The organism is Promicromonospora sukumoe (assembly GCF_014137995.1).
GTDB classification, from domain to species: Bacteria; Actinomycetota; Actinomycetes; order Actinomycetales; family Cellulomonadaceae; genus Promicromonospora; species Promicromonospora sukumoe.
Genome location: NZ_JACGWV010000002.1, coordinates 1546234 through 1566428, shown reverse-complemented (window position 1 = coordinate 1566428; position 20195 = coordinate 1546234). Strand labels below are relative to the sequence as shown.

At 71.7% G+C, this 20195-nt stretch carries 20 protein-coding genes and 1 riboswitch; of the genes, 7 read left to right on the top strand and 13 right to left on the bottom strand.

Annotated elements, in window-relative coordinates; translation table 11 throughout:
• Positions 1-81 precede the first annotated feature (81 nt).
• A riboswitch (glycine riboswitch) is annotated at positions 82-200 on the bottom strand.
• An 83-nt stretch (positions 201-283) separates the two neighbouring features.
• Positions 284-1189 (bottom strand): LysR family transcriptional regulator, encoded by a 906-nt coding sequence (locus tag FHX71_RS24135; RefSeq protein WP_182619906.1) that lies wholly within the window; start codon positions 1187-1189, stop codon positions 284-286.
• A gap of 188 nt (positions 1190-1377) precedes the next feature.
• On the opposite strand from FHX71_RS24135, the gene FHX71_RS24130 reads away from it, so the two are divergent.
• Together FHX71_RS24130 and FHX71_RS24125 are read left to right on the top strand one after the other, a co-directional pair.
• Positions 1378-1785, top strand: a complete 408-nt coding sequence (locus FHX71_RS24130) for a CBU_0592 family membrane protein (RefSeq protein WP_182619905.1) — start codon at positions 1378-1380, stop codon at positions 1783-1785.
• A 152-nt stretch (positions 1786-1937) separates the two neighbouring features.
• Positions 1938-2348 (top strand): VOC family protein, encoded by a 411-nt coding sequence (locus FHX71_RS24125; protein WP_182619904.1) that lies wholly within the window; start codon positions 1938-1940, stop codon positions 2346-2348.
• Between the two features lie 23 nt (positions 2349-2371).
• On the opposite strand, the gene FHX71_RS24120 is transcribed toward FHX71_RS24125, so the two are convergent.
• The 3 genes from FHX71_RS24120 to FHX71_RS24110 all read right to left on the bottom strand — a co-directional run bounded on the left by FHX71_RS24120 (position 2372) and on the right by FHX71_RS24110 (position 5278).
• The gene (locus FHX71_RS24120) at positions 2372-3247 is read right to left on the bottom strand and encodes an endonuclease/exonuclease/phosphatase family protein (protein ID WP_246403382.1); all 876 of its coding nucleotides are present in this window, start codon (positions 3245-3247) and stop codon (positions 2372-2374) included.
• Between the two features lie 41 nt (positions 3248-3288).
• Positions 3289-4455 carry a hypothetical protein gene (locus tag FHX71_RS24115; RefSeq protein ID WP_182619903.1) on the bottom strand — a complete coding sequence of 389 codons (1167 nt, stop codon included), beginning with the start codon at positions 4453-4455 and terminating at the stop codon, positions 3289-3291.
• 136 nt (positions 4456-4591) lie between these two features.
• On the bottom strand, positions 4592-5278 hold the full coding sequence (locus tag FHX71_RS24110) for a PAS and ANTAR domain-containing protein (RefSeq protein ID WP_182619902.1): 687 nt from the start codon (positions 5276-5278) through the stop codon (positions 4592-4594).
• Between the two features lie 141 nt (positions 5279-5419).
• Here FHX71_RS24110 and FHX71_RS24105 point away from each other — a divergent pair, with 141 nt between their 5' ends.
• Positions 5420-6280 carry an SDR family oxidoreductase gene (locus FHX71_RS24105; RefSeq protein WP_182619901.1) on the top strand — a complete coding sequence of 287 codons (861 nt, stop codon included), beginning with the start codon at positions 5420-5422 and terminating at the stop codon, positions 6278-6280.
• On the opposite strand, the gene FHX71_RS24100 is transcribed toward FHX71_RS24105, so the two are convergent.
• Entirely contained in the window at positions 6277-7305 is a 1029-nt protein-coding gene (locus FHX71_RS24100) for a PEP/pyruvate-binding domain-containing protein (RefSeq protein ID WP_220490251.1), read from the bottom strand. The two genes, FHX71_RS24105 and FHX71_RS24100, sit on opposite strands and share 4 nt — an antisense overlap.
• A gap of 172 nt (positions 7306-7477) precedes the next feature.
• Between FHX71_RS24100 and FHX71_RS24095 the strand changes: the two genes are divergently transcribed.
• Positions 7478-8008: a SigE family RNA polymerase sigma factor gene (locus FHX71_RS24095; RefSeq protein ID WP_182619900.1), complete on the top strand. Its 531-nt coding sequence runs from the start codon at positions 7478-7480 to the stop codon at positions 8006-8008.
• Between the two features lie 80 nt (positions 8009-8088).
• Positions 8089-9495, top strand: a complete 1407-nt coding sequence (locus FHX71_RS24090) for a hypothetical protein (RefSeq protein WP_182619899.1) — start codon at positions 8089-8091, stop codon at positions 9493-9495.
• Between the two features lie 78 nt (positions 9496-9573).
• On the opposite strand, the gene FHX71_RS24085 is transcribed toward FHX71_RS24090, so the two are convergent.
• Both FHX71_RS24085 and FHX71_RS24080 read right to left on the bottom strand, forming a co-directional pair.
• Complete coding sequence (locus tag FHX71_RS24085; RefSeq protein WP_182619898.1) at positions 9574-10626, bottom strand: hypothetical protein; 1053 nt, start codon at positions 10624-10626, stop codon at positions 9574-9576.
• Between the two features lie 341 nt (positions 10627-10967).
• Positions 10968-12509 carry a hypothetical protein gene (locus tag FHX71_RS24080; RefSeq protein WP_182619897.1) on the bottom strand — a complete coding sequence of 514 codons (1542 nt, stop codon included), beginning with the start codon at positions 12507-12509 and terminating at the stop codon, positions 10968-10970.
• Between the two features lie 166 nt (positions 12510-12675).
• Here FHX71_RS24080 and FHX71_RS24075 point away from each other — a divergent pair, with 166 nt between their 5' ends.
• The gene (locus FHX71_RS24075) at positions 12676-13140 is read left to right on the top strand and encodes a DUF6328 family protein (protein WP_182619896.1); all 465 of its coding nucleotides are present in this window, start codon (positions 12676-12678) and stop codon (positions 13138-13140) included.
• 19 nt (positions 13141-13159) lie between these two features.
• On the opposite strand, the gene FHX71_RS24070 is transcribed toward FHX71_RS24075, so the two are convergent.
• Positions 13160-14749: a hypothetical protein gene (locus tag FHX71_RS24070; RefSeq protein WP_182619895.1), complete on the bottom strand. Its 1590-nt coding sequence runs from the start codon at positions 14747-14749 to the stop codon at positions 13160-13162.
• Between the two features lie 73 nt (positions 14750-14822).
• Positions 14823-15992, bottom strand: a complete 1170-nt coding sequence (locus tag FHX71_RS24065; RefSeq protein ID WP_182619894.1) for an aminotransferase class I/II-fold pyridoxal phosphate-dependent enzyme — start codon at positions 15990-15992, stop codon at positions 14823-14825.
• A gap of 83 nt (positions 15993-16075) precedes the next feature.
• On the opposite strand from FHX71_RS24065, the gene FHX71_RS24060 reads away from it, so the two are divergent.
• Positions 16076-16714, top strand: a complete 639-nt coding sequence (locus FHX71_RS24060) for a DnaJ family domain-containing protein (protein WP_182619893.1) — start codon at positions 16076-16078, stop codon at positions 16712-16714.
• A 7-nt stretch (positions 16715-16721) separates the two neighbouring features.
• Here FHX71_RS24060 and FHX71_RS24055 read toward each other — a convergent pair whose 3' ends face one another.
• The 4 genes from FHX71_RS24055 to FHX71_RS24040 all read right to left on the bottom strand — a co-directional run bounded on the left by FHX71_RS24055 (position 16722) and on the right by FHX71_RS24040 (position 19864).
• Entirely contained in the window at positions 16722-17015 is a 294-nt protein-coding gene (locus FHX71_RS24055; RefSeq protein WP_182619892.1) for a hypothetical protein, read from the bottom strand.
• Between the two features lie 104 nt (positions 17016-17119).
• Positions 17120-18376, bottom strand: a complete 1257-nt coding sequence (locus FHX71_RS24050) for an alpha/beta hydrolase (RefSeq protein ID WP_182619891.1) — start codon at positions 18374-18376, stop codon at positions 17120-17122.
• Positions 18373-19308, bottom strand: coding sequence for an NAD(P)H-binding protein (locus FHX71_RS24045; protein WP_182619890.1), 936 nt, complete (start codon positions 19306-19308; stop codon positions 18373-18375). Before FHX71_RS24045 ends, FHX71_RS24050 begins: the two co-directional genes overlap by 4 nt.
• 58 nt (positions 19309-19366) lie before the next feature.
• Positions 19367-19864 carry a low molecular weight protein-tyrosine-phosphatase gene (locus FHX71_RS24040; RefSeq protein WP_182620080.1) on the bottom strand — a complete coding sequence of 166 codons (498 nt, stop codon included), beginning with the start codon at positions 19862-19864 and terminating at the stop codon, positions 19367-19369.
• Between the last annotated feature and the right edge of the window lie 331 nt (positions 19865-20195).

The following is a 20195-nucleotide window of genomic DNA, read 5'->3' as shown; positions in this document are numbered from 1 at the left end:
TCGGTGGAGCCCCCGCGCCCGGCGGCCCGGGCCTTCGACAGGCTCAAGGCACCGCGGCGGCGGCTCGCTTTCCAGAGTTGCCTCACCGCGGCGGTACGGGGGCCTGAGAGATTCCCGGGGAGGAAATTGCTCCTTCGGCGCCGGTTCGCGCGGCGTCTGGACGACGACGGCGCGGGGCCGGACTCTCCCGCCGCGGTTCGGGCGGCACGGTCCCGGTTCGAGCCGATGGAGGTCGGGCCGGGGCCGTTGAAGATGTTCAGTTATGCGGACATCGTAGCGGGCGCTACCCGAGGTCGATCTCTCGGGCCGCGAGGACCATCTCGTCCACCACCGCCCGGACGATCGGGCCGGGCTCGTGCCGGTTCTGGCGGTGCCGCACCACGAGCCGGCGCGAGCCGAGCCCGGCGAGCGACACGACGACGACGTTGTCGGGCACCTCCCGCTGGAGCGCCAGGGCGGGCAGCATCGCGACGCCCTGTCCGGCGGCGACCAGCGAGATGGCGGTGTCGAAGTCGTTGTACGCGTGGCGGGTCTCGAAGGTGGTGCCGAGCTGGGCGGCGAGCCTGCTCAGGGCGCGCTCGGCGGCCGACTCGGCCTGCGGCCCCACCCAGGCGAGCGCGGCGAGGTCGTCCAGCCGCTCCGGCTCGGGAAGGCTGGTGGGCACGACGATGCGCCACGGCTCGTCGAGCAGCGGCACGTCGTGCGCGCCCCGCGGCGCCGGGGCGTCGACGGCGACGTCGCGCTCCAGCACCACCGCGTCCAGGTCGCCGGCCCGCAGCTTGCGCACCGACTCGATCGGGTCGTACTCCTGGACGTCGACCTCGATGTGCGGGTGGCGTTCCGCGAGCGAGACGAGCATCGGGGCGATGACGGTACGGATCGCCGTCTGGATGGACCCGACCGAGATGCGGCCCGTGAGCTCGCCCTCCAGGGCGGCAACGGCCTGCCGCGCCTGGACGAGCTCCGCCTCGATGCGCTCGGCGGCGTCGGCGAGCACCCGGCCGGCGGGGGTGAGCGTGACGCCGCGGGGGCCCCGGTCCAGCACGTCGATGCCCTCCTCGGCCTCCAGCCGGGCGATCTGCTGCGACACCGCCGACGGGGTCACGTGCAGCAGGTCGGCCGCCGCGAGGACTCCGCCGGCGCGGTGCACGGCAAGGAGGAACGCGAGTCGGCGCGGGTCAGTGGCCATGTAGCGATGCTACATCCCGGAGTCACGAACATTCGATTGTGCTGAACGCAGATCTGTCTCATGATTGACCGTGGCGGCAGCCGGACCCCCGGGTCCCGGGCCACTGCCACACCCTCCCCCATGGATTCCGCGTCTCGGTCTCCGCCACATCCTCGAATCGTTTCGAGAAGTTCCCCAGGAGTTCTCTCATGTCCCTCATGCTGGTCGTCACCGTCCTCGGCTGGGTTGGCGCGCTCGCCGGCCTCGTGGCCTATGCCATGGTCAGCCGCGGTCGCTGGAGCGCGGACTCGATGGCGTTCCAGGGCACCAACATGCTGGCGGCCGGGACCCTGCTCACCGTGGCCGCGGCGAACGGCATCTGGCCGTCCGCCGCCTCGAACCTGGCCGCCATCCTGATCGGCGTGAACGCGGTCTACACCGTGGTCCGCGCCAGGAAGCGCGCCGCCAAGGAGGCGGCCGCGGAGGTGCCCGTCCTGACGGTCGTCGAGGACGTGACGCCCGTCCAGGTGCCGGACCACGTGCCGGCCGGCCTCGCGGACCGCATGCCCGCGGCGCAGCCCGCCGTCGGCTACCGCGCGTACGCCGAGGCCGCCTGACGAGCGGACGTGTCAGACGTACAGGTCACCCGGGTGACCTGTACGTCTGACACGTAGTGCCCGCTCCGCGAGATCCGGTGTCTCCCCTCGGATCTCGCGGAGCATCGCGCGTCTCCCGTTGCGACCGGCGCGGTATGTGGTGCGCTGGCCTCATGACCCCGCGCATCCAGCAGGTGGTGCTCGACACCACGGACGCCCGTGCCCTCGCCGAGTTCTACCGGGAGCTGTTCGGGCTCACCTACCGCCCCGGCGACGAGGCGCCGCCCGAGGGCGAACCCGACCCGAACGGCAACGACTGGCTCGTGCTGCGCAACGACGACGGCGCGCACCTGGCGTTCCAGCAGGTCTACGACCTGCCGCGGTCGACCTGGCCGGAGTCCGGCATCCCGCAACAGCTCCACCTCGACACGACGGTGCCGGACGTCGACGCCCTCGTCGAGGCCCGCGACCATGCCCTCGCGCTCGGCGCGACGCTGCTCTACGACCGGTCGGACGACCCGGAGGAGCCCCTCTACGTCTTCGGCGACCCGATGGGCCATCCGTTCTGCGTCTTCGTGGCCTGAGACCGCGGCTTCGGTAGGCGGCGCTACGCCGTCGGGCCGGCGAGGGTCAGGTCGACGACCAGGGCCTGGTGGTCCGAGACCCCGGTGTCCACGGCCCGGCCCTCCACGGGGCCGAGGCGGCCGGGTCCGTCGTCGTCCAGGAGCACGTGGTCGATCTGGAAGCGCGGGTCGTGCCGCGGGAACGTGTCGCCCGTCGCGAGCGGCCGCCAGCCGGTGCGGTCGGCGGGCAGGGAACCGCGCAGGTTGAAGTCGCCCAGGAGCACCAGGGGCCGGGGCAGCCCCACGAGCCGACGGCGCAGGTAGTCCACCTGGTGCTCCGCCTGCCGCTCGCCGGGGGTGCCACGGCGGTAGCCGACGACGCGGCGTGCCAGCCCGGCCGCGCGGCCGACGGCGGAGAACTTGTACACGCTGAGGTGCGTGCACACCACGGTGACCGGCCCGGACGGCGCGTCCACCCGGGCCGCGAGCGCCACCCGCGGCTCGTCGGTGCCGAGCTGCACGCGGCCCCAGACCCACGGCGTCGCGGGTGGCAGGAGCACGGCGTGCCAGCTCAGGACGGGGTACCGGGACAGGAGCGCGATGCCGTAGCCGGGGGCGCCGTCGCGTTCCCGGCGGCGGGCCCGACGTCGGACGCCGGGGTAGCGGAACGGGCCGGCGAGCGCCGGCCGGAACCGGTGGTCGACGGCGCCCATGGCCTCGGCGCAGAGCGCGGCCTGGTCCGCTCCCCCGGAGCGCGCCTGCCCCTGGTCGACCTCCTGCAGCCCGACGACGTCGGCGTCGAGCGCGGCGACGGCCCCGGCCAGGCGGTCGTTGTCGACGCGACCGTCCGGGCCGAGGCCGTGCTGGACGTTGAAGGTGGCGATGCGCACAGCACCGATCATGGCGGTGCCGTGCGACATCCGCCATCGTCAGCGGTGCGGTGAGCGGTGCCCGGGGCGGGTCAGCCGACGGTGACCCGCACCTTCTTGACGTCGGTGGCGTTGACGTTGTTCTGCCGGTTGCCCACCTGCCAGGTGCCGGACGCGTCGGTCCACACCCGGACCTTGTAGACGCCGTCGGCGTCCGTCTTCACCGTCTTCTCCAGCTCGGGCCGCGACCCCACGATCCAGGAGACGTCCACGTTGGTGTAGCGGGCGGCCTTGAACGCGGCGCTGCCGCCGTCAGCGGCCAGGGACAGCTTGCGCACGCGGCCGGTCAGCGTGACCCAGCCGGGCTCGTCCAGCGAGGTCCTGTTCGCGGTGGCCGTGACGAGGCTGGCGCGGCGCAGGCGGAAGACCTCGAGGCTGTGCTCCTCGAACGAGAAGTCCTCGGAGGCGATCTCGCCGTCGTCGTCGGTCAGCGGCGTCTCCGTGTACACGCTCATCGAACCGCAGGCGCCGATCTCGTAGAGGCCGACGGGGTCCGTGGCCCGGAAGGTCTCCGTCGTGTGGCCGGAGCCCGGGTTGGTCCAGCGGGTCGGGGCGGTGTTGGTCCGCTCGCCGGACGCCCACCGGCCCTCGACGCTGATGTTCCGGAAGCAGGGCGTGAAGTCACCCTGGCCGTAGCTCTCCATCGTGGCGTCGAGCGGCACCTTCACGGGCGTGGTGCCGAGCACCACGTCCCGCGCGAAGACGCGGCCCTCCGCCCGGGGAGCGGTGTTCACCGTGAAACCCGACGTCTTGAGGGTCCACCTGTTGATCGGCCGGATCTCCTGGCGTACCTCGACCGTCGCGGGCTCGTGCGTGTCGTCGCCGTAGTAGCGGAGGCTCCACGTGGCCGTGCGCTGCGGGTTGATGTTGAACGCGAAGGCGCCGCTCGCGCTCACGAGCCCGTGGCTGGAGAAGAACTCGCGTCCGTCGTCGAGCACGCGGTAGACGCTGAACGGCGCGCCCTCGTGCGGCACCCAGTCCGCGGGCTCGCTCCCCGGCTCGGAGCCGCGGGCCAGGAGGCCGTACACGCGGCCGGACCCGCTCTGGTACGCGGTGTCCGGCGTCACGTAGACGTCCATGAACTGCGTCTCGGTCAGCTCGGCGGGCTCCTCGTCCGCCGTCGCGGGCGCCACCGCGCCGCTCACCACCAGCCCGAGAGCTGCCGTCAGGACCAGGATCGTACGGTTCTTCGACCTCATCGCCGTGCCCCTCGCTCGAGGTCCCCGATACCCGGGGGTCCCGTCCACTGTGAACCTCGGACGAGCGGTACGCACGGAATGTTCGGGTGAACTCGGCGCCCTCCCGGCGGTTCCACCCGGACATACCGGCCAAAGATCAGTGGCCGCCCGGGGCGCCCGGGTCGGCGAGGAACCGGTCGATCGCCTCGCGGGTGGGGACCACGGTCACGTCCGGGCCGGAGAACAGGTCCACCAGCGTGAGGGCGATGTCGCGCACCGCGATGTTCGCCAGGTTCGACGCCTCACGGAGCAGGCCGAACGCCTCTTCCTCGTCCACGCCGTAGACCACCATCAGCACGCCCTTGGCCTGCTCGATCACCGCGCGCCGCTGCGCCGAGGCCCGGATGGAGGCCGTCGCGTCGCGTGCCGCCGCCGCCCGGTGCGAGTCGGTGACGTCGATGAAGTACCCGAACAGCTCCGTCACCCGGCCGCTCTCCGGGTCGCGGAGCCCCTGCCCGGTCACCGCGAGCGTCCGCGTCTCGCCCGCGGCGTCGAGGATCCGGTGCACCGAGCTGAACGGCTGGCCCGTCTCGGCCGCCTCCAGCAGCACGCCGTCCACCCGGTCCCGGTCGTCGGGATGCTTGTGCGAGAGCATCAGGGGCGTCGTCGGCACGACCTGGCCCGGCTCGAAGCCGTGCATCACGTACACCTCGTCGGACCACGCCCACTCGCCCGTGGCCAGGTCCAGCCGGTACCGTCCCACCGGGGACGTGCTGCCGACCGCGAGCACCTCCTCGACCTCGTCCGCGATCGCGGGCTCGTCCGGCGTCGGTGCAGAGTTCACAAGGCTCCTTCCAGGGCCGTTGTCCCCAACCTGGCGGGACCGAGAGTACGGGAAGTGCGGCTCGGTGACCCCCGGGCTAGCGTGAACAGCGGTCGAAGAGAGGCCACTACGTCGACGCGTCGCACGACGATGGAGGACGACATGAGCCAGGACCAGGCGTTCCCACCGCAGCAGCAGAACCCGCCCGGGACCACCGACCAGATGATCCCGACGCCGGACCACGGGGAGACCAGCTACGTGGGCAGCGAGAAGCTGCTCGGCCGCAAGGCGCTCGTGACCGGAGGCGACTCGGGGATAGGCCGGGCGGTCGCGATCGCGTTCGCGCGCGAGGGCGCCGACGTCGCCCTGTCCTACCTGCCCGAGGAGGAGCACGACGCGCGGGCGACGGCGGAGTGGGTGCGCGGCGCGGGACGGCAGTGCGCCCTGCTCCCGGGTGACCTGCGGGACGAGGCGACGGCGCGCGGCGTCGCGCACCGGGCCGCCGGCGAGCTGGGCGGACTCGACGTGCTGGTGAACAACGCCGGCTACCAGATGGCACGGCGCGAGTCGGTGGCGGACGTGACCACCGAGGACCTGGACCGGGTGTTCAAGACCAACCTGTACGCGCTGTTCTGGGTGACGCAGGCGGCGCTGGAGCACATGGGCGAGGGCGGCGTGATCATCAACAACTCGTCGATCCAGGCGTACCAGCCGTCGACGTCGCTGCTCGACTACGCGTCCACCAAGGCCGCGATCAACAACCTCACGGTGAACCTCGCCGCCGAGCTGGGTCCGCGCGGCATCCGCGTGAACGCCGTGGCGCCCGGTCCCATCTGGACGCCGCTGCAGCCGGCCACCCAGCCCGAGGAGAAGATCACGTCGTTCGGCACGGACACCCCGCTGGGCCGGGCCGGCCAGCCCGCCGAGGTGGCGCCGGCGTTCGTCTTCCTGGCCTCGCCGGCCACGGCGTCGTACGTGTCGGGGACGGTGCTCGGGGTGACGGGCGGCAAGCCGGTGTTCTAGGAGCGTCCGGCGGCGCCCGTGACGGGGCGCGCCTGCAGGACGGCCGGCGTGCCGTCGTGCACCGCCCACTCGACGTCCATCGCGACGCCGTACAGCTCCTCGATCCGGACACCGAGCGTGGCGAGCCGCACCGCCTGCTCGTCGGTGAGCGAGGGCCGGTCCCGGAGCGCGGCGGACACCGGCTCGTCGCGGGTGCCGTCAGCCGTGCGCACGGTGCGGACCTCCTTGGTGCTCACCGCGCGCTCGACCGCCCCGCCGACCCGGGCGACGTAGAAGGTGTCGGGCGTGACCCGGCCGCCGACGACCGCCTCGCCCAGTCCCCAGGCCGCGTTGATCAGCACCCGGTCGCGGGAGCCGGTCATCGGGTCGACGGTGAACAGGACGCCGGCCGCGTCGGCGTCGACCAGCCGCTGCACCACCACGGCGAGCGTGACCTCGTCGGCGGGGATGCCGCGTCGCGCCCGGTAGGCGATCGCGCGCGCCGTCCACAGCGAGGCCCAGCAGTCGCGGACCGCCCGGAGCAGGGCACCCTCGCCGCGGATGTTGAGGAACGAGTCCTGCTGGCCCGCGAACGACATGCCCGGCAGATCCTCGGCCGTCGCGGAGGAGCGGACGGCGACGGCGGGTTCGACGGCGTGTGCCGATCCGGCCGTGCTGCCGCCCGCGGCGCCGTCCGGGGAGCCGCCCGCGGCGCGCAGGCTCGCGTACCCGGCCCGGACGGCGTCGGCCAGCGGCTCCGGGACCTCCAGCGCGGCGAAGACCTCGGCGATCCGGGCAGCCGCGGCCTCGTGGGTCTCGGGGCGGTCGGGGTCCACGTCCCGCGCGGCGGCGAGGATCGCCTGCTGCGGCGGACCGGCCACCGCGGACCGGTATGCGTCGGTGGTGACGTGGAACCCGCCCGGGACCGGCAGGCCGGCCGCGGCCAGGCGGGCGAGGGACGAGCCCTTTCCGCCGGTCACGGCCAGTTCCACCGCCGTGGGGTCGTCGAGCGGCAGCGTGAACGAGTGCGTGACGTCCGTGCTCACGACGGTTCTCCTTCGATCTGGCCGTCCTCGGAGGCTAGATCTGGGCGCCGGCCCGGTCAACACGCTCGCGGCGGCCGTCTGACCTGCGGATTCGGAGACGCGTCACGGGGCATGGAACCTTTCTCGTGGGTCGCCGCGTGGTGGGGGACATGACGAGGGAGAGCACGCGAACATGTTCGCCGAGGTGAGCGACGAGGCGCGGGTCCAGGTCGACGTCACGCGCACCAAGGACCAGGAGTTCACGGCGTTCGTGCACGAGGCGGGACCGTACCTCCACAAGACGGCACTCCTCCTGTCCGGTGACGCGCACCGCGCGGAGGAGCTGGTCCAGGCGACCTTCGAGCGCACCTACCGGTCCTGGCACCGGGCGCGCGCCGGAGAGCCGCGGGCCTATGCCCGCCGCATCCTGCTCAACCTGCGCATCGACGGCTGGCGGCGCACCCGCGGCGAGGTGGTGTCCGACGTCGTCCCCGCGGGGTCGGTCGCCGGTCCGGCCGAGGGTGTGGCCGTGCGCGACGAGGTGGTGCGCGCGCTGGCCGCGCTCCCGCTGGCGCAGCGCCGGGTGGTGGTGCTGCGGCACCTGCTCGACCTCACCGAGCAGCAGACGGCCCGCGAGCTCGGGATCGCCGTCGGCACCGTCAAGTCCGCCAACGCACGCGGGATCGCCCGCCTGCGCGAGATCTTCCAGGAGGGCGAGCGATGAGCATCGACGACACGGGCGTCGTGGCGCGCCTCCGGGCCGGCGCCGACCAGGTCGAGCGGCACGAGTTCGACGCGGCACAGGTGGTGGCCGGGAGCCGGCGCGCCCTGCGGCGACGTCGTGCCTGGCAGGCCCTGGGCGGCGGCACGACGGCGGCCGCGGTCGCGTTCTCGCTGGCCCTCGCCGGTCCGGTTCCGGTGCCGGGGGTCGGCGAGCTGACGCTGCCGGGGAGCGAGCAGATCCGCGAGCTGTTCGGGCTGACGGAGGCTTCGGACTGCGTCGCGCCGGAACCTGCGTTACGCCGAGACTCCGTCGACTGGGACACCAGTGTGCGCCCGGAGGTGACGTTCGACCTGGCCGACGCCCGACCGGTGTCCGCCTGCTCCGACGTGACGCTCGACAAGGTCTTCCAGCGCTCCGATCTCTGGCCGGAGACCCTGACCGAGTCCGGAGGGTTGTGGTGGACGGGCACCAAGAACGGCCTGGAGGCACGGAACCCCAGCGAAGACCCCTACGTGATCGGCCATCACCTCGTCGACGGTCCTTCCCGGGAGATCATCGTGGAGATCGCGCGTGTGGAGGGCAAGGAGACCTTCATCGGAGGGCTCAGCGCCGAGAACGGCCGCATCGCCTGGTACGAGCGCACGCTGACCGGTTCCGAAAGCATTGCCGACATGCCACGCACGATTCGCGTCGCCGGGATCGGCGAGCCTGTCCGGACGATCGCCCAGGTCCCTTCGCTGGACGTCGGCAGCCTAAAGTTGACGGGGCAGCACATCGCCTGGCAGCACGGTTCCAGCGTGTCGCTGGCCCCCTTCGACGGCTCCGGAGCTCCGGAGACGGTGACCGACCACGCGACCGCCGTCGGGGCAGGCCATCACGAGATCGTCGTCGCCGCACTCGACCAGCCGGCGTCCGGGGCCTGGACCACTACCTTCACCAGCTACGACGACGACGGCAGCGAGACGACGGTGCTGGTCCTGGAGCATCCGCGCGACACATCCGTTCCGCTGGTCGACATCACCGAGGATGTCCTCGCCTACACGCTGGAGGGTGGCGACCTCGTCGTCCTGCCCCGGGTCGGCGGAGTGGTCGATCCCGCGGCGTCGAACGGCGTCGTGATCCGGCCGGGTGGCGCCGGTGTCGACACCCTGACCGCTGAAGCCGACAGGGTCGCCTGGGCGTCGGGGCGCATCGGATACCTGCTGCGGGACGTCCCGTCGGGCGGCGAAGGCCGACCGGACCTGCTACGACTCGGTCAGAGCGGGCCGGAACACAGGATGATAATCGGCCTCAACGGGGGTCTGATCGCATGGAACACGGCAGGCGACCCCGGGCCCCAGGTCAACGTCGGCACCCTGCTGGACCCGGACGCCGGTGCCGCGCTCCGGGACTCCGAGGCGGAGGCACCCGGAACGTCTGCCGGGGCGAAACCCGCCGCGCCTTTGGTCACAGTCCCGGAGGACGCCGTCTTCCACACCTACGACTGAGCGGTGCGGAGACGGAAGAGGTCCGCCTCCAGGATGTGACCTGGAGGCGGACCTCTGCGGGTGCTTCGCCGGGTTCGGTCAGCGGACCGTGATCGTCACCGACCGCTCCGACGGGGCCTGCAGGCTGGAGCCCACGTACTTCGCGATCCACTTGCCGGACTTGCTCGTCTTTGCGGTCGTCCGGTACACGCCGCTCGAGTTCGTGCGGACCGTCTTCTTGTAGACGGGCCCGGCCGAGCCGGCCGGGTCGAAGTACAGCTTGACCGCCGTGTTCGGTGCCCAGCGGTTCGCGGCCTTGGCAGCACTGATCAGCTGCACCTTGCGCACCGAGCCCTTGAGCTCGATGTTCCGGGACCCGGTGAACGACGTCGACGACGCGGAGATGGTGGTGGTGCTGGCACGGCGGACCCGGATGGTGGTGATGGGCTTGTGCGGCATCTTGACGTACAGATTTCGGAGGGTGCCGCTGCCGTCCCGGTCCCAGTAGTCGTCGTAGTGGCCGATCTTGTAGTTGTAGTAGACGTCGTAAAGGCCTGCGGGATGCACCGCGGACATGCGATAGGTCTGCACCGCGCTGTACCTCGTGGACCATCTTCCCCAGCCGGGTGTGAGGAACTCGCCCGCGCTGTACTGCCCCTCGGCACGGCGGGTGACCAGGTAAGGCCGGGGGTCGAAGGACGTGTTGCCTCCCGGCGACAGAATCCCCGCATCGAGGTACACGGTCTGCGGTTCCACACCTGTCACGACGTCTTGAGTCGTCACCCTCATCTTCGCGGTAAAGCCGTTCTTCGTGGCCGAGATTCCGCCGGACCGGACGGTCTCGTTGGTCGACCTCGCGGTGAAGGTCGCCATCTTGGTCCCCCTGGGCTCACCGCTCTCCTGCGCGATGATGTCGTACGTCCCCGAGGTGGACGGCCGGTAGGTCCTCTGGAACCAGCCGTCCTCGTCGGTGACGACTCTGTCCACCGCACGACGGGGCGCCGTTCCCTTGGGGTTGAAGTACACGTCCACCGTCGCCTCGACGAAGGGTTGGCGCGAGCTTGCGTCCCCGACGTACCCGTGGAGCTGGACCGCTGTACCGGCCGGAGCGGCGTTGGGCGCCAACGCCACGTCGTAATAGGTGTACAACATCTGCGGCCCGACTGATCCCGAGGCCGCATCGTCCGGGCTCGCGGCACTCGCCGGCGGCCCGCCCAGCAATGTCCCGGCCAGCACCAGTCCGAGCGCAGAAGTGAACAGTTTTCGGGCACCGACGACCATGGGATACCTCGCGAGGAGAATGTGACCCGAGAACCGGGAGCAAGCACAGATCCTGCCAGTACCGGGGAATTTCCAGGCCGGTATTTCCGGGTGAACTTCCGGGCAGCACAAAGGTCCGCCCCCACCAGGCGATCAGGCACGGATTCGCGGGAGAACCCATGCCTGACCGGCTGGCGAAGGCGGACCTCTGTCCACCGTCAGCCGAGGAGGAGCTAGCCGACGGACACGTTCACGCCCGCCTGCGACGGAGCCAGCAGGCCCGTCCCGGCGTACTTGGCGATCCACTGGCCCGTGGAGGCAGCCCGGACCGACGTCGAGAACGTCCCGTCGGCGCCCGTGGTGACCGTCTTCTTCAGAGTCGGCCCGGCGGAGCCCGCGGGGTCGAAGAACAGCTTGACCGCCACGTTCGGCGCCGGACGGATCGCCGCGCCACCGCCGCTGACCAGCTGCACCCGCTCGACGTCGCCGCTCAGCGTGATGTTCCGGGCGGAGGGCACCGACGCCTGCGACGCCGCGACCGTCGTGGTGCTGGCGCGCTTGACCGAGATGGTCGTGACCGCGGGGTCCTCGACCAGCACGTTGTGCGTGCAGTTGCTGGTGCCACCCTCGAGGCCGTCCCAGTCCGGAGCGGAGCACGCCTTCATGGCGTCCCGGATGCCGATGTCGTAGACACCGGCCGGGAGGGTCGGGTTGAACGTGATCGTCGCGTGGCTCGTGCCGAGACCGGAGTGCGTCATGTCGCGCTGCACGCGGTACCCGTCCGGGTAGTTGCCCTCGCCCCGCCGGCTCTCCGCACTGATCCAGCCGGAGGTGCCGCCGACGGTGAAGCCGAGGCTGCCGACGTCGACCCGGCGCTGCACGGGGGCGAGGCCCAGCACGACGTCGTGCGTGATGAGGTGGTCGCCCGCGGTGTAGGCGCCCTGCGTGGCGGAGACGGTGCCCTCGCGCAGCTTGGTGTCCCGGGCGCGCTCCCCCGAGGTCAGCGTCCACACGGCCTTGGCGCCGGTGTCCGTCATCGGCATCTCGGCCCGCCACTTGCCCGACGCGCCCGGCTTCTGCCGGGTCGTGAAGTAGCCGCGGTCGTCCGTCGTGAGGGTCTCGATGAAGACTTCCGGCGCGTCGCCCGTGGGGTCGAAGTACAGCTTGACCTCCTGGTCGGCAGCCGGCTCGTAGTCACCGGTCCCGAGGCTCCGGATGTTGGCCGCCCCGGAGACCGAGATGGTCGAGCCCGCGGGCGCGCTCGACGGCGAGGTCCAGATCAGGGGGATGTTCCGCTTCGCCCGGAACGGCACCAGGACCGGGTCCGCGGTGCGGATCGGCACCTTGACCACGCCGTCGGTCGTGGTCACGTCGATCTCCGCGGACACGGACACCTCGTAGACGCCGGGTGCGGCGTCCGCGGGGAGCGTGACCTTCGAGGTCCACGTGTTCGCCGTCCCCGACGCCACGAACTGGGCGCCGGTCAGGCTGCGCCCGTCGGGGTCGATCATCGTCATGCGCCCGGACCGCATGGCCGCGGACGAGCCGTTGTGCGTGATCGACATGGTGCCGGTGATCGAGCCCTGCACGTCCCCGCCGGGCGGCAGGGAGATCTTCGCGGAGACGACGACGTCGTCCACCTTCTTGGTCATGCCCTGGACCGTCGTGGTGCCGGGCGGGGGAGCGCTGCTCGCCTCCGCCGCGATGCCCGGAGTAGCGGCAACGCCGGTCATCATCAGTGCGGCCCCGAGCGCCATGCTCAGTGGCGCGCGCATCCTCGATCTCATCAATGCAGCCCCCTTGTTCGAAGGACGCGGACGCGTCCCGCCCAGCCGCATGCTCCCCCGGCAGACAGGGGCGGGCCACGGGAGGCGGTGATGCGAGCGGGTGAATTTCTCTCACCCGCAACGCCAAAACGGACGTTGAGTGAGAATGGGGATTATGCAGACCGACGGCCGGCAGGAGACGCAGACCGAACGCGCGGACCGGAACTGGAACGAGCTCCTCCAGGAGCTGCGCGTGATGCAGACCGGCGTCCAGATCCTCACCGGTTTCCTGCTGACCCTGCCGTTCCAGTCGCGGTTCGCGGACCTCGACCGGTACCAGGTGACCGTCTACCTGGCCCTCGTCGTCGCCTCGGTCACCGCGACCGGCCTCATCGTGGCCCCGGTCAGCGTGCACCGCGCGCTGTTCCGCAAGCAGCTCAAGCGCAGCATCGTCACCCTCGCGGACCGCATCACCCGCGCCGCCCTCGCGGTCCTCGCCCTGGTGATCACGGGTGCGACCCTGCTCGTGTTCGACGTCGTCGTCGGACGGACGGCGGGGATCGTGGCCGGGGCCAGCGCGCTCGTGCTGCTGGCGCTGCTGTGGGTGCTGCTCCCCGCGGTGCTGCGCCGGCGGGCCTGAGCCGGCGCAGCACCCAGGACTACCTGACGGTGACCGAGACCGTGCGGCTGGACGGCGCGTTCAGCGATGTCCCCGGGAACTCCGCGATCCACCTGCCCGACGCGCTCATCGGGAACTTCGCGGTCCAGGCGCCCTTCGCGTTCGTGGAAACCGTCTTCTTGTACCGGGCGGGAGCGGAGCCTGCCGGGTCCCAGTAGAGCTTCACAGACGTCTTCGGGGCGAGGCGGTACGCGGCCTCCCTCTTGCTGACGAGCTGCAGCTTCCGCACGGAGCCCTTGAGGGTGACCCAACCGGGCTTGGCGAGTACCTTCGACGACGCGGAGATCGTCGTCGTGCTGGCCCGCTTCACGGTAAGGGTCGTGACGGTGTCGTCGTTGATCCGCACGTTCTTGCTCCCGCAGCTGCCGGACGTCGGGTACGCCTCCCCCCACCACTTCGTGCAGGAATTAACCGTGACATCGGCGCCGACGTCGTACACCCCGGGCGGAGTCAGAGCGTCCATCCTCGTCGTGATGTAGCCCGCCGTGCCGTCCCCGCTGAACTTGTGGCGCGGCCAGAGATGACGGCCGTTGGGGTAGATACCTTCTCCCCGACGCCCGTCGAGGTGCACGCCGTAGACGCTCAGGATCGTGCCGAACGTCGTCACACCGAAGTCGACACGCACGGTTTGCGGTTCCAGCGTCGTCACGACGTCCGTCGACGTCACACGGATTCCCGCAGTCACACCGTTCTGCGTCCGCTCAGCTGTACCTTGATGAATCGCCAAGTCATGGGGCCGGGCGGTCTGTGTGACACGGACCGTCGCCGCCAGCTGGGTCTCGTTCCCGGCGTAGGAGGCGTACCACTTGCCCGGTCCCGCGACACGAGTGCTGAAACTGTAGAAGCCCGTTTGGTCGACCTTCGCGCTACCCAGCGTTCTGCGAGTCGCGGCCCCGTCAGGATCGAACGCGAAATCGACCACCGCGCCCGTCGCCGCGACCGGGGCGTATTCATCAGTGCTGTCGCGGACGAGCCAGCCCAGAGAACCCGCGAGCGTGGTGACCGCCCCGACCGGCATGTTGGCCGACCGAACCGTCATCTCGAGGTCGGACCGATAGAGAACCTGGAACGTCACGACGTCCGCCGCTCCGATCCGCACCGAGGCGGGGCCCGAAGGACCGTCGACATCGACAAACGCAGTGAAAGAGACCGTGTAGTCGCCGATCGGCGCATAGTTCTGGAGCCGCGGTACAGCCCGCAGGTGACCATCTGCAATCTCTGTGAGACCCGAGTCCCCCGCCCTGAGGTCTCTTCCGGCTGAGTCGGTCACGACCACCCATCCCTGGTCCAGCGAGATCGCAGTGCCGTCGTGCTCGAGGTAGATGTCGACCGGCAGCTCATAGGGCGTGGTCGTGGACCGATCCTCCACGACGACGCGCGCCGTCACCTCGTACCCACCGGACGTGACGGTGACCGTGCCTTCACGCACGTCCGCCTCGGCCGGAATCACACCAGCGCCTGTGATCAGCAGCATCGTTCCGAGCGTCGCGCCGAGCGCACGCCTCACCTGTGACATCACTGTCGTGGCCTCGCAAGAAGGAAGGGAGAAGTCACCGGAGATCCCGGGCACCGAGATCCTGCCAGAGAGGGCCTGCCGGCCACGCGGTCAGCCGGATATCCACAGGGTGATCTTCGCGAGCTCCTCAGAGCGTCTTGTGCCAGGCCACGATCCGGTCGACCGCGCGCGACACCGTGTCGAGCGACGACGCGAACGACAGCCGCACCCACTCCCCGCCGTGCACGCCGTCGAAGTCGGTGCCGGGCGTGATGGCGACGTCGGCCTCCGCGAGGAGGCGGGCGCAGTAGGTGATCGAGTCGAGCCCGAACGAGGCGATGTTCCCGTAGAGGTAGAACGCGCCGTCGGCCGGGGCGACGGGCCGCCAGCCGAGCTCGCCGAGCCGCTCCAGGAGCAGCCTGCGCGACGCCGCGTACCGCGCGACGTTCTGCGCCGCCGCCTCGTATCCCTCGGGCGTGAACGCCGCGATGCCCGCGTGCTGCGCGAGCGCGGGCGGCGAGAGCGCCACGTTGCTGGCGAGGGCGTCGACGGGTGCGACCAGCTCGTCGGGCAGCACCAGCCAGCCGAGTCGCCAGCCGGTCATCGCCCAGTACTTCGAGAACGAGTTCACGACGACGGCGCCCTGGTCGACGAACGTCGACGCGGTTGCCTGCGCCACCTCGTCCGAGTAGGCGATGCCGTGGTAGATCTCGTCGCTGATCAGGCGCACGTCGTGGTCGGCGCACCACTCCGCGACGGCCGCCAGCTCGGCCGGCGTGATCATCGTGCCGGTCGGGTTGGCGGGCGAGGCAACCATCACGCCGTCGAGCCCGCCGCCGTAGTACGCCTCGTTGAGCTGCGACACCGTGGGCTGGTAGCGAGTCTCGGGGCCGCAGTCGAGCTCCACGACCTCGCAGCCCAGCGCAGACAGGATGTTCTTGTAGGCGGGGTACCCGGGCCGCGCGAGCGCCACCCGGTCGCCGACGTCGAACGACGCGAGGAACGCGAGCACGAAACCGCCGCTCGACCCCGTGGTGACGGCGATCCGCGCGGGGTCGACGTCGACGTCGTACCAGCGCTTGTAGTGGCCCGAGATCTCGGCGCGCAGCGCCGGCACGCCCATCGCCTCGGTGTAGCCGAGGTTCCCGTCGCGGAGCAGGGCGATGGCACGCTCCCGCACGACGTCGGACGCGCCGGTCGACGGCTCCCCCGCACAGAGGTTGAGCACGTCGGCACCGGTGGCGCGGCGCGCGTTCGCGGCGGCGAGCACCTCCATGACGGCGAACGGGGGCACGTGGGACCGACGAGAGACCTTCATGCCGCCATCATGGCCCACCTGGGGCCCCTGTCATCCGCGAGCCACCCTTTCGGGCCGCTTGTGAAAGTTGTAACATGACGCCCATGGCGCCGGGACCGCGCGACGACGCAGACAACGACCCCCTCCGCCGGGCCGCGCAGTACCGCGTGAGCCGGGAGGCCGACGCCGAGCGCGCGGACACCGCCCGCTCCCCCGAGCGCCCCGCCGACGAACCGGACGACGACGCCAACGGCTCCCCCGGCAAGCGGCCCGGCAGCATGACCGTCGAGGAGCGCTCCCGCTACGTGGACGTGGTGATCGACCAGGCGATGCACCGCGGCGAGTTCGACAACCTGCCCCTGCACGGCAAGCCGATCCCGGGCATCGGCGGCAAGCACGACCCCGACTGGTGGGTCAAGGGCCTGATCGAGCGCGAGAACATCACCGGCGTCCTGCCGTCGGCGCAGCTCCGCAAGGACGACGCCGAGCTGGACGCCCGGCTCGACCTCGAGGCGATGGAGGAGCGCGTCCGGGAGATCGTCGGCGAGTTCAACGCCCGCGTGGTGGACGCGCGGCGCCAGCTCCAGGGCGGGCCACCGATCGTCACGCCCACCCGCGACGTCGACGAGCAGGTGCGCAGGTGGCGGGAGCGGCGGGCAGCACGAAGGGCCGCCGCGTCGGCCCCGGCGCCGTCGCGCGAACCGGGGACGCCGGCCCGCCGGCCCTGGTGGAAGCTCTGGTGACGGCGGGTCAGAACCCGTAGGCCGTCACGATGACCACGGCGGTCATCAGCCAGTACGGCACCGACCCGAGCGCGAACCCGAGACCTGCTGCGATGGCCATCCGTCCGCGGCCCGCGCCGAACCTGCTGGACACCGCTCCGACCGCCATCGTCAGGCAGCCCACGATGGTCACGCCCTCTGCCGCGCCCTGCGAGATCAGCATCCCGAGGACGAGCGCCACCAGCCCGACGACCGCCTCGCCGCGAGCGAGGTACGGGCCACCTCGACGGGCCCGCGAGTGAGTCTCCTGGTGCGTTGTCATGGCATCGCCCCTCGTGCCCGACATCGGTGTGGGCACCTCCGTTCCAGGATCGCACCATGACCCGTTCTTTGCCAGGGACGCCCGGGATCCAGGGACGCCCGGGATCAGGCCCGTGGAGCGCCGTCGTCGGCCGGGGAGAGCACGTAGCCGCGGAACCAGCGCCGCGTCTCGCGCCACACCTGCTCCCGGGCGGGCGCGGCGGAGAGGGTGGCGTCGTGCAGGCCGCCGGCGATGCGCACGAGCGTGGTGAGGGAGCCGACGTCGGGCACGCGGCGGGCGATGCCGACCACGTCCAGCACCGAGTCCGTGCTCCTCATCTCCTCGCTCCACCGCGTCGGGATGCTGCTGCGGGCGCTGAGCAGCACCAGGACCGGCACGTCAATGCCCAGGCCGCGGGCGACCTGGTCCTGGCCGCGGAAGATCGCGGCGAGCCAGGCGGGGGTGGCGCGCCATCCGGCGTCGGGCCGCCAGGCGACGTCGTAGTCCCACTCGCCGTCGAACCGCGACGAGATCGAGCGCGCGTAGAGGCCGCGGTCGAGGTTGACGAGCTGGCTGCGGGGCACGAGCACGGACTGCACCCGGATGCCGGGCTCCATGAGCTTGCGCCCCGCCTCGCGGGTCTGGAACTCCAGCCACGGCCCGTTCAGCACGAGCCCCGCGACACGCTCCTGGTTGTGCGCCGTCCACAGGCTGAGGATGAGGCCGCCCGTGGAGTGGCCCATCAGCACGAGCCTGCGGTCCGTCCGCTGGTCGCGGCCGTGCCCCATGACATCGAGCGCCGCCTCGATCTCCTCGTCGTAGATCGCGAGGCTGCGGACGTAGCCCGGGGTCTGGCCCTCGCGCAGGCTGCGGCCGTAGCGCCGCAGGTCGAGCGCGTGGAACCGCACGCCCTGGGACTCCCAGAAGTCCGCGAGGTGCGTCTGGAAGAAGTAGTCGAGCCAGCCGTGGACGTAGAGCACGTCGACGCCGGCGTCGGGCGGGGTCGGGTCGGGCGGGGTCCCGTCCTGCTGCGCTGCGCCCGGCTCGCCGTCCGCGTCCGCGTGGTGGCGTGCCGCGCCCGGCAGCCGCAGCCGGCGTCCGAGCTCCGACAGCTCGTCCCAGAGCCGGGCCACCTGCGGGTTCTCCGCGCCGATCCGGTGCATGACCCGGCGTGGCCCGGCCTCGCCGTCGCAGTCCGCCGCGCCCTCGCCCGTCCCGTCAGGGGCGGGCCGGGCCCGGCGCACCAGCGTCGCGACCACCTCGGGCTCGTCCTCGTCGGGCTCCAGCGGCAGGGTCAGTCGTTCGAAGCCCGGCAGCACGTCGGGCTCCCAGACCGGCTCCGAGGCCGGCCCGTCGTCAAGACCGGGGGAGAGGCTCGTCATCTGACCGACGGTAACCGGAGGTGCGCCCACTCCGCCGGGTAGTCGTCGAGCCAGACCTCGAACGAGCGCGCCGCACGCCCGGCCAGGTGCCCGACGTCGGGGCTCACCCGCGCGAGCACACCCGCCTCGATCGCCTGGCACTGCGTGATCCAGTCCTCCACCTCGGTGGCGGTCGACCGGTAGAACAGGGCGCGCGCCTGCTCCACCGTCTGGGGCACGTACCTGATGGTCCGGCCGACGGCCTCCGAGAGCGTCGCCGCGATCTCGTCGAAGCCCAGGGCCTCGGGCCCGGTCAGGTGGTAGGCCAGGCCCGCGTGCCGGCCCGGGTCCTCGTCGAGGAGGACGGCGGTGGCGACGTCGGCCACGTCGTCGTGCGACACGGTGGCGACCCGGCCGCGGCCGGCCGGTGCGCGGAGCAGCGCGTTCTGACCCGAGCCCGACGACTCGTCGTACACCGCGAACGTGGGGGTGCGGTGGAACATGCTGGTGCGCAGCATCGTCCACGTGAGGTCGGTACCCCGCAGGTACTCCTCGGTGCGCCAGTCGTCGCGGGCGCCGGAGGCGATCGCGTCCGGCGCCACCCCGATCGACGAGACGTAGACGACGTGCCGTACCCCGGCGAGCACGGCGGCGTCGATCGCCGCGCGATGCCTGGTCAGCCGGCCCGGCCGGTCCCGGCCCGGCACGAGGAAGACGGCGTCGGCGCCGGCGAAAGCGCTGGTCAGAGCCCTTGTGTCGGCGTCGGCCGGGATCGCCGTGACCTCGGACTCGGGCAGCGGGGCGCCGTCGGGCAGACGCGGTGCGACCCCCCTGCCCGTGACCAGCAGGCGCTGCCGGCCGCCCGCCGCCGCGAGACGGAAGGCCAGTCTGGAACCCAGCCGACCGTCGGCCCCGGTGAGGACGATCAGCCGTTCCGGCGACACGGGGGTCATCCACTCACCGTAGACGGCGGACCGCCGGTCAGCCGGTCGGGGCAGGGTGAAAAGCTGGTCAGGTGCCCGAGGACACACCCAGCTCGGCCCGGACGAAGTCGACGACACCGTCGGCCGCGGCCTCGATCTCGGCGAGGCACTCCTCGAAGTCCTCGGGCCCGCCGTACCAGGGGTCGGCGATGTCGAGCTGCTGCTCGGACGCGCCCTCCGTGGCGGGGTCGAACGACCGGTACATCCGGATCGCCGGATCGGCCTGGCCCCGGCCGGCGAGGTTCCGGAGGGCCTGCGCGTGGCGCGCCGTCATCGCGAGCACCAGGTCTCGCGAGCCGACGTCGTCCCTGGTCACCTGGCGTGCCCGATGGCCGTCGCCGACGGGGTACCCGTGCTCGGCGAGGACGGCCCGGGCGCGCCGGTCCACCGGGTTGCCGTGCTCCTCGTCGCTCACGCCGGTCGAGTCGATCTCCACGGCGTCACCCAGGCCCGCGGCCTCGAAACGGTCGCGGAGCACGATCTCGGCCATCGGGGACCTGCAGATGTTTCCGGTGCAGACGGTCATCACGCGGTAGGCAGTCACGCACACATTCTCCCCGGCCGCACCAGCCGCCTGCGAGCAGGGAACCGAGGCGCGGGAAAGCCCGCGGGGCGACGAATGTCAGCCGTGCTGGACGAGGGCACGGCACCCGCGGGCTCCGGTGGTCGCGAGGAAATCGCCACCAGTGTCCCGTTGCGCCTGAGCTGGTCAGGAAGGCCCCGTGCTGAGCCCCCCGACCGCCGTCGGCGCGAAACGCTTACGCGTCACGCGACTAGCGCGCGACCACCTCATGGGTCCGATGTGAAATCACTTCTCGGATCACCTCCCTTCTCATGTGCCACTGAACCTACGCCGC

What these genes read in the sequence shown, in the direction of transcription:
- FHX71_RS24135 (WP_182619906.1), bottom strand. Translation starts at nt 1,189, where the DNA reads ATGGCCACTGACCCGCGCCGACTCGCGTTCCTCCTTGCCGTGCACCGC.
- FHX71_RS24130 (WP_182619905.1), top strand. Translation starts at nt 1,378, where the DNA reads ATGTCCCTCATGCTGGTCGTCACCGTCCTCGGCTGGGTTGGCGCGCTC.
- FHX71_RS24125 (WP_182619904.1), top strand. Translation starts at nt 1,938, where the DNA reads ATGACCCCGCGCATCCAGCAGGTGGTGCTCGACACCACGGACGCCCGT.
- FHX71_RS24120 (WP_246403382.1), bottom strand. Translation starts at nt 3,247, where the DNA reads ATGTCGCACGGCACCGCCATGATCGGTGCTGTGCGCATCGCCACCTTC.
- FHX71_RS24115 (WP_182619903.1), bottom strand. Translation starts at nt 4,455, where the DNA reads ATGAGGTCGAAGAACCGTACGATCCTGGTCCTGACGGCAGCTCTCGGG.
- FHX71_RS24105 (WP_182619901.1), top strand. Translation starts at nt 5,420, where the DNA reads ATGAGCCAGGACCAGGCGTTCCCACCGCAGCAGCAGAACCCGCCCGGG.
- FHX71_RS24095 (WP_182619900.1), top strand. Translation starts at nt 7,478, where the DNA reads ATGTTCGCCGAGGTGAGCGACGAGGCGCGGGTCCAGGTCGACGTCACG.
- FHX71_RS24085 (WP_182619898.1), bottom strand. Translation starts at nt 10,626, where the DNA reads ATGTTGTACACCTATTACGACGTGGCGTTGGCGCCCAACGCCGCTCCG.
- FHX71_RS24080 (WP_182619897.1), bottom strand. Translation starts at nt 12,509, where the DNA reads ATGCGCGCGCCACTGAGCATGGCGCTCGGGGCCGCACTGATGATGACC.
- FHX71_RS24075 (WP_182619896.1), top strand. Translation starts at nt 12,676, where the DNA reads ATGCAGACCGACGGCCGGCAGGAGACGCAGACCGAACGCGCGGACCGG.
- FHX71_RS24065 (WP_182619894.1), bottom strand. Translation starts at nt 15,992, where the DNA reads ATGAAGGTCTCTCGTCGGTCCCACGTGCCCCCGTTCGCCGTCATGGAG.
- FHX71_RS24060 (WP_182619893.1), top strand. Translation starts at nt 16,076, where the DNA reads ATGGCGCCGGGACCGCGCGACGACGCAGACAACGACCCCCTCCGCCGG.
- FHX71_RS24055 (WP_182619892.1), bottom strand. Translation starts at nt 17,015, where the DNA reads ATGACAACGCACCAGGAGACTCACTCGCGGGCCCGTCGAGGTGGCCCG.
- FHX71_RS24050 (WP_182619891.1), bottom strand. Translation starts at nt 18,376, where the DNA reads ATGACGAGCCTCTCCCCCGGTCTTGACGACGGGCCGGCCTCGGAGCCG.
- FHX71_RS24045 (WP_182619890.1), bottom strand. Translation starts at nt 19,308, where the DNA reads ATGACCCCCGTGTCGCCGGAACGGCTGATCGTCCTCACCGGGGCCGAC.
- FHX71_RS24040 (WP_182620080.1), bottom strand. Translation starts at nt 19,864, where the DNA reads ATGACCGTCTGCACCGGAAACATCTGCAGGTCCCCGATGGCCGAGATC.